This window comes from Jeotgalicoccus nanhaiensis (genome assembly GCF_015235105.1).
GTDB classification, from domain to species: domain Bacteria; phylum Bacillota; class Bacilli; order Staphylococcales; family Salinicoccaceae; genus Jeotgalicoccus; species Jeotgalicoccus nanhaiensis.
Window position 1 is genome coordinate 412,271 of the sequence record NZ_JADGLW010000001.1, and the last position, 14,003, is coordinate 426,273.

Genomic DNA, 14,003 nt, shown 5'->3' on the forward strand with positions numbered 1-14,003 from the left:
ACGGGTTCGCTGCAATAGCATTAACGTTTAAATTCATGGTCGGCTATAACTTTTAACTATATCCTTACACATATATACGTTTAAACTCTTCAACGACAATTTTTTCGTCCTCGTTAAATTCGAGACCCATTTCAGGATACAGCCAGCCAAAGAAATCAAGGTGTGCCTGTCTCCAATACGATAAAGACCGATCGCCTTCGCCTTCTTTATAAGCGATTTCTTCGCCAGCATCTTTAAAAACGATTGTATACACTTTCGTACATTCGATAATACATTTCGGAGTATCATCTGCACCAAGTACGATACTTAATTCTCCAGCTTTAGGGAGACTCTCATTCTCTAACTCGTACTCTTTTAAGCTGCTGCATGTTAAAGTTTTCTTTCCTGAAATGACGAGTTCTGCAAGTTCATCCGGATCGGCTCCGAACTGCCAGGCTGTGTAACTCTTCTCTTTGTATTTCGGATATTCATTAATAAATTCTTTCCAGTATTGTTGTGTTGGCATTTTCATCCTCCATTGTCAGTAAATATCTTTTCTATGCCCTACATCAATCGTAAGCACAACAAGCTCATCATCATTAATTGAAACAATCACACGATACTTGCCTATTCTATACCTCCAGTAATCTCTAAGGTTTCCTTTAAGCGCCTTACCAAACTGTCTTGGTTCAGGAGAATTATCTATATTTTTTTCTAGCCACTTAATAATTATTTTTCTATCGTTGGCACCAAGTTTTTTCAGCGTTTTTAAAACTTTTTTATTGAATAATAATTTATACTTCATCTAATAACCAAATTCTTTTTTAACGTCTTCAAGACTGATTACTTCCTCGTTATCTTCAGACCATTCTTTATATGCTTTATCCGCTGAATTCACATCATATATGTCTTCCAGTTCTTCAATAGTGTAATTTTTAACAACTTCAGTAATACTTTTACCAAGAAAGTTTGCCATGTACCTTAAGAATTCATTTTCCTCTTCAGTTACTCTAATAGTAATAGTTGGCATTGAGTTACCTCCTCTTAAATATATTTCTAAAATTATTGTATTACATTTGTAAGACGACAGCAATTATTATCCTATCTGCATTTCATACATTCTGCTGTAAGTTTGACCTAACTCTATTAATTCCTGATGATTGCCCTGCTCTTTAATTTCACCGTTTTCTAAGAGTATAATCTGGTCCGCATGCTGTATTGTCGACAGCCTGTGCGCAATGATAAAGGTCGTGCGGTCTTTTGACACAACATCCATGGCATACTGAATCAGCTGTTCTGTTTCCGAATCGATATTGCTCGTCGCCTCATCCAGCACGAGCACTTTTGGATTAAAGGCGAGTGCCCGGGCAAATGAGATCAGCTGTCTTTCACCTAAAGAAAGCGTCGCGCCCCGCTCTGTGAGCTCGGAATGAACACCGTCAGGAAGACGCGTCATAAGCGCCCCCGCCCCGACATCTTCAAGGGCTTTAATTACTTCCTCTTCCGATATATTTTCATTGTTCAGCCTTACGTTATAGAGCAGTGTTCCGCTGTATATAAACGGATCCTGCAGCACGATCGACATAAACTGTCTTAAACTTTGTTTGTCGATTTGCTTCGTATCGGACTCATCGAAGTAAATCGCACCTTCGCTCGGGTCGTAAAACCGCATTAAAAGATTAATAATCGAACTTTTACCCGAGCCGGTATGACCGACCAGAGCCACCGTTTCACCTTCGGCCGCATCGATATTAATATTTTTTAAGACATCTCTTTTGCCGTCATATGAAAAATTCACGTTGCGAAATGAAATCTTGCCGGTGAACTCCTGCAGCAGCTGACCTTCTTTCTTCTCAGGTTCACTCTCCAGCATTTCAAAGACTTTATTTGCCGCTACACGCGCCTGCTCAAAAATACTCAACTGACCGATAATATTAAACAGCGGATTAAAGAAGCGGGTAATGTAGTCGACAAGCAGGTACATCAGACCGACCGTCAGCGCCCCGGTGTCTCCGAGAAAAGTGCTTGCAAAAATATATACGAGTATGGCGAAAACCAGCGAACGGATAGAGTTTGCCAGATTTTCTCCAGACAGGCTTTCCAGTTTGACGAGTCCGCTCGCACTGTCGTAATACTCATCGTTAATTTTTTCGAACTCGCTTCTGACTTGTTCTTCACGGTTAAAAACTTGAATAATCGGCATGCCGTTAATCGATTCATTTATCATCGCGTTCATATCGCTGTTTCTTTCCCGTTTAATATGATTATTCTCATTGGAATATTTCTTATAGAGCACACTCCAGATAATAATGACCGGAATGAACAGAAGCATGACAACACCTGTCCAGAAGTGGACATAAAAGACAATCGCCGTAATACTGAAGATAGTTAAAATGCTCACCATAAACATCGGAATGACCGAAGCAAACAGCTGCAGTATCGATTCTGTATCATTTGTAATTCTCGCAACAACTTTACCTGCCGGCAGATTATCAAAATACCGTATCGGCAGCTGCTGAACGTGTTTAAACACATCGAGCCGCATTTTTTGAACAGCTCTTGTTCCAGCAGAAATTAAGACAATCTGAGCATAGTAGCTCGCAACCGCATGCATCATTTTTATCGTTAAAAATAAGGCAACTAAATATAAAATCGGGCGTATTAAAATGTTCCCTTCACCGAGTTTAATATGGTTATCGATAATTGCCGCTGCAATCAGCGGGCCGGCGAGTTCAAAGCCGACCATGCAAATCATTAAAAGTATGCCGCCTGTGAACATTCCTTTGTACTGCTTAATATAAGGCAGCAGTTTTAGCATTTCCTTCATTCCGGCTCACCCCCTTTAAGAAAATAATCATTCTGTTTTGAATACCAGCCGCTGCTGTTCGACAGCTCTCTATGGGTGCCTGATTCAACAATCCTGCCATCTTCCAGCACGATAATTTTATCGGCGTGATGCACTGCTGATAAACGGTGTGTAATAATAATTGTCGTTTTGTCTTCACGGGTGTTTTTAATATGGCCGATAATTCTCTGTTCAGTTCGTGCATCGACAGCACTTAAGGCATCATCAAGTATGAGAATATCCGGTTTTCTGATCAGGCTCCTCGCAATTGAGATGCGCTGCTTCTGGCCGCCGCTTAACGACACCCCTTTTTCCCCGACGAGTGTATCGAGACCTTCCGGCATGCGCTTCAGATCTTCATCAAAAGCACTCAAACGGATAGCTTCCATCATTTCCTCTTCGGTTGCATCCGGTTTACCGAACATAATGTTCTCTCTGACAGTGCGCGAAAACAGAATGTTTTCCTGGGAAACATAGCCGAGCTTGTCTCGCAATTTTTTGCGGTCGAGCTGTGAAATATTCACACCGTCGATAATTAAATCTCCGGTGCCTTCCGGATATATTTTTAACAGCTGCTTGATAAAGGTCGACTTGCCGCTGCCGGTCTTGCCGACTACGCCGAGTGTCTCACCTTTGTTCAGCTCGAGTGTAATGTTCTCAAGGCTGTTGCGGTTTCCTGTCGGATATTTAAAAGTTACTTCGTTAAAGTTGAAGTTTGTATCATGCACTGTATCCCTGCCGCTGTCTTCCAAATCATCAGTTTCGTCGAGTACATTTTGAATACGGTCGTAAGATGCATTGCCGCGCTCCATAATATTAAACAGCATACCGAGAGCAAACATCGGCCAAATCAGCATGTTTAAGTAAACGTTAAATGTAATAAGCTCGCCGACAGTAATCACACCGTTATTGACGAGCACTGCACCGTAGCTGAACGATATCGCAATACTTGTTGATACGACGATAATCGTCAGCGGCTGAAAGAAGGCGTCGAGTTTTTCCACTTTCATAAATCTCTTTAAGTAGTTCTCAGTCAAGTTATGGAATCTTTTGTTTTCAGCATCTTCCTGCACATAACTGCGGGTCAGCCTGACCCCTTCAACCACTTCCAGGACCGCGTCATTCATAACGCCGAAAGCTTCCTGGGAAGATTTATGACGCTTGTTAATCATCTTACCGAGACGGGACTCAATAATTGCAAGCAGAGGCAGCGGCAGCAGCGCAAAAAATGTCAGCTGCCAGCTGATCGTAATGCCCATAACCAAGACAATTGTCAGTAAAAAGGTCGTTGAGTCGAGCAGTGTAATAATCCCGAATCCTGTTGCCATGTTCACTGTCCGAAGATCGTTCGTTGCTTTTGCCATTAAATCACCGGTTTTGCTTTTTTCATAAAAACTCGGCGACAGCAGCAGAAATTTACGCATCAGACGGCTGCGTAGGATAGATTCGATTTTAATTGCCCCTTCAAAGAGCAGGTAGCCCCACCAGTAACTGACAATGTATGCTCCAACAATTACCCCTGCAAAAATCAGAAGAATATTGCGCGTCATTTCCCTGGTCAGTTCACCGTTATTGATTAAATCGATAGTCCGGCCGATCAGCTGCGGCGGAATGATATCGAGGACGTTCGCAATTAGTAAAAATAAGACAATCAATGCATAACGTTTTTTGTTCGAGAGAATATACCAGCTGATTTTCCTGATGTAATTAAACATAATTCATTTTACCCCCAAATTTCCCTTTGAATTATTTCGCTGTGATGGTGTTTATCCTCTCAGAAAAAGCACAAAAAAGCGCGCACTATTAATGTGCACGCTTAAAAATTGCATAAAAATAGAGAGGACATGCCTCTCCATTTTCAAATATATCTTATTTTAAAATAATTTATAATTGTGAAAGTAGAGAGGTACGGATATTTGTTTTTGAAATTGCAGTTTTTTGAGTTTGCTGTAATAATTTCATAACGCCTTACCTCCTGTTCATATTTTTGTCACAAAACAAGCATAAATTATCTTTTTACAATTTGCAAGCAGAATTTTCGAATAATTTAAGAATTATATAGTAAAGGCAATCTTGCCCATCATGCCGGCATTTTCGAGATGATCAAACGCCTCTTTATAATCTTCGAGTTTAAATGTCTTATCCATTACCGGTTTAATGTTGTGTTTTTCGATAAAATCGAGCATTTCCTGAAGTTCTTCTGCACTCGCCATCGTTGAGCCGAGCAGATTGAACTGGCCGTAGAAAAACTTGCGGAGATCAAAGTTTACAGTGTCTCCTGCAGATGCACCGAAAGCGACTAAAGTACCGCCCCGTTTCAGCTGGTCCAGGGACTGATTAAAAGTTGCCGCACCGACACTTTCAATAACGAGATCAACCTTCTCACCGTCGAGCTGCTCACCCCAGTCCGCTTCAGAATCAAGCGCTTTATCAGCACCGAGTTTCAGCGCTTCTTGACGTTTTTCTTCTGAACGCGAAGTAACATAGACTGTTGCCCCGGCAGCTTTGGCAAACTGCAGAAGATAAGTCCCTGCCCCGCCTGTTGCACCGGGAATCAGGACCGTTTGCCGAGCTTCAAGCTGCCCTCTCGTAAACATCGCGCGGTAGGCGGTCATCGCAGATAAGGCAAGCACTCCCGCTTCTTCCCAGTTTAAATGTTCAGGCTTCGCTACAGCATTTTCTCGAGGTATGGTGATGTACTCTGCGAAAGTGCCGTTGAACGGAAAACCGGTAATTTCAAAACCTTCCGGCGGCACCGCGCTATTTTCTCTCCAGCCTAGCGAAGGATTGATGATGACTTCGTCACCCGGCTTAACGTTGGTCACATTCGCGCCGACAGAATCGACAATCCCTGCACCATCAGAACCGAGCACAAGCGGCGGATCATTTTCATCGTGCCTGTTCGGGATAAATAAGTCTCTGTGATTCAAACCTGCTGTTTTTAATTTAACGATGACCTCATCGTCACCCATTTTATCCTGTTCCACTTCACCGAATTTAATACCTTCAAGACTCTGTACACCTTCATGATATACAGCTTTCATAAAAATAACCTCCTCGTAAAATTTACTTTGTCGGTTTAACAGTTATGCCGCCAGCTTCACTTGACAGCGTCCAGTTTGCGGACAGAATATTCTCTAAATCTTTCTGCTGGTTTTCATCGAGTTCAAGTCCTGAAATGACAAATTCATCGACCTGGTAATCTTCATCAGCAAATTTGCCGAACTTCATTTTAATTAAATTCTTAAGACCATTGAAAGTAAGAAACTTCACTTTGTAGCCGTCGTTCACAATCGACTCAAAATCCGCATTTTTGTCGAGTTCGACCAGCGCATCAAAATCCATATTTTCTTTAATAGTCTTGAATTCCTCAAGATCATTTGCTCTAATATTTTCAATAATTTTATCGTTGCTTATGCCATTTCCTCTCAAAGTTTCAATCGCATAAGCTTCCATTAACGTAATCGATTCCATCTATGTGCCTCCTAAAATAATGTTACCGCTATTGTATCATTTAGAAGGTTTTATGAAACGGTAAATAGCTTGGGATAAGTATTCGTTTGCGAACGTATGTGGGTGCTTCATCGGGACGATAATGGGTATGCATCCATTAAAGAGAAATTTTTAATCTTGTAAAAGAAGGAGAAAGATAAAATGGATAGTCATTACACAAACATTAATGGTATTAAACTGCATTACGTCACAGGCGGCATTGAAAATGGCCCTGTCTGCCTGCTGCTGCATGGTTTCCCCGAAAGCTGGATTACGTGGCGAAATGTAATCCCCCATCTTGAAGAACATTATAAAATTGTTGCCGTAGATCTCAGGGGTTACGGAGATTCAGACAAACCTGAAGGCATTAGAAATTACACAAATAAACTTATGGCGAGTGATATCGCAGGAATATTAGCTGAGTTGAAGCTTACCCGTGCTTACGTCGTCGGTCATGACCGCGGTGCAAGAGTCGCACGAAGAATGGCCTATGATTATCCGGAATTAATTAACCGTCTTGCACTGATCGAAATTATGCCGATGGAATATGTGTATTCTTTATCCGCTGAAGAAGCTGCGAAGAAATATTGGCATTGGGTATTTCAAGTTGTGTCCGATCTTCCGGAAACTCTAATTTCAGGCAAAGAAGAAGAGTATTTAAAATTCCTGCTTAGCCGCGGTGATGGTTTATTCGAACGCTTAAATTCAGATGGCTCGTGGGAGGAGTATCTCTCACACTGGAAAAAGCCAGGCGCAGTGAAAGCAGCGTTAAGTGATTACAGAGCATCGTATAAATTTGATCTGCCGGAGTATCAGGAAATGGTTGAATCAGAAGATAAATTAAACATCGACACGCTGCTGCTTTGGGCAGAAAACGGAAATTTATCGGGGCTGCCTGTTGAAGAAATATGGAAGCAGTCGATTAATAATGTGACAGGATATGAACTTAAGAACTGCGGCCACTATCTGCTCGAAGAAAGCGGCGAAGAAGTCGCAAAGTGCATTCTTAAATTTGATAAATAGCAAAACGGATTTGTTAATATTTACACCAAACTGACTTCTGGGAGGGTTTCATATGATATTTAAAAGCTACATACTAATCCCTATTTGCCGAGCTTTTTTATGTACAAATCCAGTTCATAATTCTTTAATTTTCTGAAAATTATGATAAAATTAAAAGAAACTAATATTTTAAGAAGGGAGAAGAAAACAATGTCGAAAGTTTCGTCGTCGAGATTATTGTTCTTTACAATGCTAATCTTTGTATTGGCGTTGGCAGCATGCGGCAATGATGATAGTACTTCAGAAGAAGCAACGACGGATGAATCAGAGACTGCAACAGAAGAATCAGCTGACGACTCGGAAACCGCAACGGAAGAATCAACCGGTGAATCGGAAACTTCAACGGAAGAAAGTGCTGAAACTGAACCAAAAGTAACTGAGTTTGAACCAGCATTTCCAGAACAAACAAGAGCGCCTAAAGTAGAGACTGAAACAGAATTGAATGTGGAGGTTGTTGCTGAGGGTCTTGATGTGTCCTGGGGTATGGAAGAGTTTGATACGAACCGTTTGCTTGTTACACAAAGGGACTCCGCAGAACTTCTTATTTTAAACCTTGAAGATGGTTCTGTTTCAGATCCAATCGAAGGTACACCGGAAGTAAATAACGAAGATCAAGGTGGTTTACTTGATGTAACCGTCGCACCTGATTTCGACGAATCAAGGTTAGTGTTTATGACGTTTTCCGAAGATAAGGACGATGGTACTTTAACTGCTGTCGGTAAAGGTGTGTTATCAGAAGATGAGACCTCACTTGAAGATTTTGAAGTTATCTTCGAGGCAGAACCAGCCTATGATGGTACCTTACACTATGGCGGGCGTATTATATTTGATGAAGATGGCAACCTGTTCTTAACAACTGGCGAACGCTCAGATGATCCAATTCGCGAACGTGCACAGGACTTAGATGCTTATTTAGGTAAAGTCATTCACATTACACAGGACGGGGAACCAGTAGATTCGAATCCATTTATTGAAGATGAAGACGCACTTGATGGTATATACAGCTACGGTCACCGTAATATTCAAGGTGTGGACTTCAACCCAGAAACAGGAGACTTATGGATTGTTGAGTTCGGTCCACAGGCCGGGGATGAGCTGAACATTATTGAACCGGGTTCTAACTATGGATGGCCGACTGTGTCTTACGGTATCGAGTACAGCGGTGAATTAATAAATGATGGTATTTCAGAACACGAAGCGCAGGGCTTTGTTGAACCAGTATATTACTGGGATCCAACGAGTGCACCAAGCGGTATGTCATTCTATGATAACGACGCCATTCCTGAATGGGAGAACAACCTGTTTATCGGCGGTCTAGCGCCAAACTATATTGTACGTGTCGTCATTGAAGATGACATGATTGTTGGGGAAGAACGTCTGTTAACTGATGAAGGACAACGTTTCCGCGATATTCTTGTAACTGAGGATGGCGCGCTGGTTGCAGCTACTGATGGCGGTATGATTTATAAGGTTACTGCAGCAGATGAATAATTAAAGATTCAAAAACATCGGAGCAAATCTCCATTTGCTCCGATGTTTTAAAATGTTCTAAAACTTTTCATATTGTAATATCATGTTTAAATATCTTTATTTATTAACCATTCAAATAAATAACAATATAATCTGATTGTATCATTGATTAATGAATCGCTACTTCCTGTGGTATATAATTTTATCAAACCTAGATTAGTATTATCTTCATTTGGATTTTCTTGAAAATCCTTGATTATATTAGCACATAAAGAAATATTGAATTCTGTATTTAACAACAGTTGTTGAAGCTCTAACTTAGAAGTATTGGGAAAATATTTTTCTGCTGTGCTAATTTTAATTTGTCCTACACCTAAACTAGGATCTTGATTAGCTGTAAATTGTGGTAAATATTTTACAGAGAGATGTTCTTTATATTTAGTAATAAAGTCTCCTCTATTAAATCTTTCAATTGTTAAAAGTGAATTTATATAACTGAAATCAATCTCATATTCATTCGCATACTTGTACATATAAGTTATTTCTTCATCCGTAAAATTTACATCTGTTAAGAGTCTATTTTTAAAATAGTTTAATTTATTATTAAACCATAGATTTGTTCTATATTTATCCAGTTCATCTTCTTCTGCCGGATAATTATTATGCTCATAATATACTCCTTCATTATTCTCCTCATTGTCCTCATCTTCGAGATAGAAATCATGATTTCTTTGATGCACTCTACTATTCAGCTTTTTAGACAAATAAATATATAACCACTGTGAAAATAGAGCTAGCACTATTTGTCCGAGTACTGAATATAATAAAGTTAAGTTTTTTATGTCTTGCAATAATTCATATATAAGTATTGAAAGGACAGAAATGATTATATTAACCACTACGAAAACCAGCAAAGTTAGTCTGTATAAGTTTTTATGCTCTTGTAAAGCATAATCTATATTCCCCTCGCTTAGAAATGCTGGCCATACAATGAGTACACTACCTAGTCCGATACCTATAATGACTACTAACGGATTTTGGACAATAAATAAAAATATTATACTCATCAATAAAGTAATGATTACTCTGATTACAATTCTATTCCATCTGATTCCTGATTCAAATTCCGTCAATAGCTGACTAACACTAAAATACGCATTTGAAAAAAATACTTTTTGTATTTTAAAAGTCACTACATAAACCAATGCAATGATAATAGTATTAACAAAATCCATTAAACTTAATATTCTATATTCCTCTTTTCATAAAATAATGTATCTAACTTTAGTATTTAAAATCCTCTGCAGTAACCTCTTCCCCTGCAGCCAGCATTACTGCGAGTTTCAGTCTCGCTTTTTTACTGTCGTAAGAGCCGCCGTTCACTGCACCGTCTTTTTCAAATTGCGAAATACCACCGGAAAAGTCATAGGCTACCTTTACATCGCCGTCATCGGAAGCGGAAGTAATAACAACCTTAATTCCCGCATCGACCGCTCTTTTCACTCCTGCAGCAACGAGGTCATTTGCATGCCCCCGTCCCATTGTTTCAATAACAAGTCCCTCGACTTTATGGTCAATTGCACAATCGATAAATTTCGCATCAGTACCCAAAGCACATTTAATAATATCGACTTCGGGCAATTCTCCTTGAACTTTATATGTACTGTTATGGGCCGGATACTGATAAATTTTTACATCATGGCCATCCACGGTTCCGAGGTATCCTGTGCCTCCGCCGCCAAAACCGTCGACGTTCATCGCGTTCACTTTTTTTACAAATCTCGGCATAAATACTTTCGAATTAAATAAGACGCTGACACCGATTTTTGCCGCTCCTTCATTTGCTGCCAGTGTAATAGCATCTTGCAGATTGGCATAAGCATCGGTCCCAATCAGCTCCGGTCCGCGCTGTGATCCTGTGACGACGACTGCTTTCCCTGACGGTATAACCTGACTTAGAAAATAAGACGTTTCTTCAAGCGTGTCAGTACCGTGTGTAAGTACGATGCCATCCACATCGTCGTCATTGACCGCTTCCAGTACAGCGTCTTTTATCGTTATCAGATTTTCAAAAGTAATAGCGCTGCTTGAGACTTTAATAATCTCCTCCACACTGATGTGGATATCATCGTGCAAATCCAAATTCTCCGCCAGTTCCTCTCCTGTTATCAAACCCGTTTGCTGGAGTCCTGTAACAGGATCGCGTTTACTGGCAATTGTTCCTCCTGTAGTCAGCAATTTAATATGCGGCATAATCATTCCCCTTTTATGTATGATTTTAATATACAGTATAACAATGACTATGCAGTCTCTCTATAAATAATATTTCATCAAGTCGTTTTTCAAGAAAATAAGGCATCTCCAAGACTATTGGAGACGCCTGTTATTTAAGTTAATTAGCTTGCTCTTCCTTCAAATCTTTCGCAATACCAATTCCTGTATATCCTAAAATAATAGCGAAGATAAATCCAACGTAGCAAAGTATGGCCCAAGGGGCATAACTCAAGGTTGGGATGCCGAGTGTTCCTGCCATAAATACTCCTGCAGATGACCAGGGGATTAAGGGAACGATAACTGTTCCTGAGTCTTCAAGTGTTCTTGACAGATTTTTTGCAGCAAGATTTTTCATTTTATAAGTATCTTTGAACATTTCCCCCGGAACGATTATAGACAGATAAGAGTTACCTGTTACTAATGCCATAGTCAAACAGGATAGGACGGTTGTTAATATTAAATCTCCAGTACGTTTAACGAATTTAAGAAGATATTCTATAATGACTTCCAGGGCACCTGATTTTGTCATAATTCCCGCGAAGGCAAATGCCGAGAAGGCGATTAAAATAACACTTGTCATCGACTGCATACCGCCCTGATGTACTAAATCGAGTACTTCCGGTATGACAGATGCTGCTTCGAATCCGCTTTTATTTACCATGCTGACATCAAAGCCGCTAACTGCAGATGCAAATACATCTTTTAAGCTGAATCCTTGTATAATCATTCCTAAAACTCCTGCAAGTATTGAGGAAAAGATAATAACAGGCAGTGTAGGATATTTCCTCAATGCTCCGAATAATATAAGAGCAGGCGGCAATAATAACAGTATATTCCAGCTGAACATAGTATTTAAAGTTGTCAGCATAGTAGTCATCGTTTCTGGCGCTGTAACTTCTTTGTCAGCAATACTTAATCCTGCGATTAAATAAATAACCATCGATACAATAGCTGCCGGAACCGTCGTCCACATCATATGTTTAATGTGTTCATACAATTCACTTCCAGCAGCAATCGGCGCAAGATTTGTTGTGTCGGATAAAGGAGATAATTTATCTCCAAAATATGCACCTGCAACTATCGCCCCGGCAGTAGCCGGAAGATTGGCTTCGAGGCCTGTCGCAATTCCCATCAAAGCGACACCAACTGTTCCGACTGACCCCCATGATGTTCCCGTGACTATAGATATAATGGCAGAAACGACAAAGGCAATTAAAACTATGAATGTTGGATTAATCAGTTCCAGCCCATAGTATATTAACATTGGAATAGTGCCGGATATCATCCAGGTACCAATTAAAATCCCGATGGATATGAGGATCAGAATGGCAGGCATAGCCAGGCTCACTTTTTCCTGTATTCCTTTCATCATATCTTCCCATGAAAATCCAAGACGAAGAGCAATAAATCCTGCATATACGGAAGAAAGTATAAGCAGCGGTTCAGGGTTTAATCCGAATACTCCAAAACCGATTGCCAGCAGCAGCAGCATTACAGCAATAGGTGAAAATGCTTCAAATAAATTTGGTTTTCTTTTCATATATGTGCGCTCCCTTATTCAAAAGTCCCTTTTACGAGTAAATTGCCGCTCTCAATCATATGCTTTCCTTTCGCAAATACATGTTCAATTTCGAAGGTATCTTTCGACAGCACTAATAAGTCAGCGTCACTTCCTACTTGAATCACACCTTTGCCTTCGAGTTTCAGGGCTTCTGCAGTATTGGCTGTCACTAGTCTTAGAGCTTCTTCCAAAGATAATTCTCCCGCTCTAATCGTTTCAATAACCTGATTAAATAGGCTGCGCGTACTGGCGACTCCGAAGCCGATCAGTTTTCCTTCTTCATTAAATTTAGGCAGACTGCCGTTGCCATCCGAAGATATAGTCAGCTTACTTAAATCACCCTGATTCTTTTTATAATAGGAGATCCATTCGTAAGTCGTATCATCAGCGGTAATATCGACAAAGGCGCCTCTTGCTGCCAGTTTGATGGCATCATCAAATAATTCCCTGCTTCTAGTTATATGAGTCACATGGAGATTCGATGCGGGCAGTTCGTATTCATCCAGCAGCTGGTGAAGTATTGATAAATAACCTTTGCCGGGACCTGTATGGAAGTGGGTAATTCCCGCCTTGCCGCTTAACATACCACCCACTCTGGTTTGACCGACAATTTTTGCAAGTTCATGCACACTTGGCTGGCCGGATCTCGAATCAGATATTGCAATTTCAGCAGTGCCGATTACTTTGTCGATTAAAATTGCGTCATCTTTTACATTGTCAGTAAAAGTCAGTGTCGGCACATCATAATTACCAGTATAAATATATGTAGAAATCCCTTCGATTTCCAAACCACGAGCTTTAGCAAGGAGAGAAGTTAAATGCCGCGTAGTCCCGTCTGTTCCGATTAAGCCGGCCGCTGAAGTAATACCCGACTGAATTAAATCACTGATTTGAATTTCCGGTGTGCGGGTCGCAAATCCACCCTCACCCCCGCCTCCAAGAAAATGTACATGAGGATCGATAAAACCCGGTGTGACAAGAGCACCTTCGGCATCAATGATTTTATAATCAATCCCGAGGCTGGATACTGCGTCTTCATCGACATCTCCAATTTTTGAAATTTTACCGTTAATCACTAAGACTGACTGCTTGCCGATAAAATCCGGAGCATAAAGCTCTGCATTTTTAATTAAAGTAATCATAAAACCATCCTTTTTAGTATGAATAATTAGAAAATTTTAAAAACATAGTCCTATACTAAATCTGTAATTGTAGATAGTCAACAAAATATAAAAAGTTCCTGTTTGGTGAAAACCAACAGGAACTTCTTGAATTACTTATTTATGCAGAATGGCATTTCTTCTTATAGATTCAAAGTCC

At 40.2% G+C, this 14,003-nt stretch carries 13 protein-coding genes; 2 read left to right on the forward strand and 11 right to left on the reverse strand.

The genetic code is table 11. The features are described 5' to 3' along the window. Positions 1-64 precede the first annotated feature (64 nt). The 7 genes from IR135_RS02000 to IR135_RS02030 all read right to left on the reverse strand — a co-directional run bounded on the left by IR135_RS02000 (position 65) and on the right by IR135_RS02030 (position 6,298). The gene (locus IR135_RS02000) at positions 65-505 is read right to left on the reverse strand and encodes an ASCH domain-containing protein (RefSeq protein WP_135096220.1); all 441 of its coding nucleotides are present in this window, start codon (positions 503-505) and stop codon (positions 65-67) included. Positions 506-520: 15 nt separating this feature from the next. Continuing rightward, entirely contained in the window at positions 521-784 is a 264-nt protein-coding gene (locus tag IR135_RS02005) for a type II toxin-antitoxin system RelE family toxin (RefSeq protein ID WP_135096222.1), read from the reverse strand. Beyond that, complete coding sequence (gene relB, locus IR135_RS02010) at positions 785-1,009, reverse strand: type II toxin-antitoxin system RelB family antitoxin (protein WP_135096224.1); 225 nt, start codon at positions 1,007-1,009, stop codon at positions 785-787. 66 nt (positions 1,010-1,075) lie between these two features. After that, positions 1,076-2,806, reverse strand: a complete 1,731-nt coding sequence (locus tag IR135_RS02015; RefSeq protein WP_135096226.1) for an ABC transporter ATP-binding protein — start codon at positions 2,804-2,806, stop codon at positions 1,076-1,078. After that, positions 2,803-4,539: an ABC transporter ATP-binding protein gene (locus IR135_RS02020; protein ID WP_135096228.1), complete on the reverse strand. Its 1,737-nt coding sequence runs from the start codon at positions 4,537-4,539 to the stop codon at positions 2,803-2,805. Before IR135_RS02020 ends, IR135_RS02015 begins: the two co-directional genes overlap by 4 nt. Positions 4,540-4,878: 339 nt before the next feature. Further along, positions 4,879-5,868, reverse strand: a complete 990-nt coding sequence (locus tag IR135_RS02025; RefSeq protein WP_135096230.1) for a zinc-binding dehydrogenase — start codon at positions 5,866-5,868, stop codon at positions 4,879-4,881. 22 nt (positions 5,869-5,890) lie between these two features. Then, positions 5,891-6,298: a hypothetical protein gene (locus IR135_RS02030; RefSeq protein ID WP_135096231.1), complete on the reverse strand. Its 408-nt coding sequence runs from the start codon at positions 6,296-6,298 to the stop codon at positions 5,891-5,893. A gap of 180 nt (positions 6,299-6,478) precedes the next feature. Here IR135_RS02030 and IR135_RS02035 point away from each other — a divergent pair, with 180 nt between their 5' ends. Both IR135_RS02035 and IR135_RS02040 read left to right on the forward strand, forming a co-directional pair. Then, on the forward strand, positions 6,479-7,339 hold the full coding sequence (locus IR135_RS02035; protein WP_135096233.1) for an alpha/beta fold hydrolase: 861 nt from the start codon (positions 6,479-6,481) through the stop codon (positions 7,337-7,339). Between the two features lie 189 nt (positions 7,340-7,528). After that, positions 7,529-8,869 (forward strand): PQQ-dependent sugar dehydrogenase, encoded by a 1,341-nt coding sequence (locus IR135_RS02040; RefSeq protein ID WP_135096235.1) that lies wholly within the window; start codon positions 7,529-7,531, stop codon positions 8,867-8,869. Positions 8,870-8,955: 86 nt separating this feature from the next. On the opposite strand, the gene IR135_RS02045 is transcribed toward IR135_RS02040, so the two are convergent. The 4 genes from IR135_RS02045 to iadA all read right to left on the reverse strand — a co-directional run bounded on the left by IR135_RS02045 (position 8,956) and on the right by iadA (position 13,825). Next, the gene (locus IR135_RS02045; protein ID WP_135096237.1) at positions 8,956-10,083 is read right to left on the reverse strand and encodes a hypothetical protein; all 1,128 of its coding nucleotides are present in this window, start codon (positions 10,081-10,083) and stop codon (positions 8,956-8,958) included. A gap of 49 nt (positions 10,084-10,132) precedes the next feature. Continuing rightward, entirely contained in the window at positions 10,133-11,101 is a 969-nt protein-coding gene (locus IR135_RS02050) for an asparaginase (RefSeq protein ID WP_228063372.1), read from the reverse strand. A 139-nt stretch (positions 11,102-11,240) separates the two neighbouring features. Beyond that, the gene (gene nhaC / locus IR135_RS02055; RefSeq protein WP_135096241.1) at positions 11,241-12,662 is read right to left on the reverse strand and encodes a Na+/H+ antiporter NhaC; all 1,422 of its coding nucleotides are present in this window, start codon (positions 12,660-12,662) and stop codon (positions 11,241-11,243) included. Positions 12,663-12,676: 14 nt separating this feature from the next. Further along, positions 12,677-13,825 (reverse strand): beta-aspartyl-peptidase, encoded by a 1,149-nt coding sequence (gene iadA / locus IR135_RS02060; protein ID WP_135096243.1) that lies wholly within the window; start codon positions 13,823-13,825, stop codon positions 12,677-12,679. Positions 13,826-14,003 lie beyond the last annotated feature (178 nt).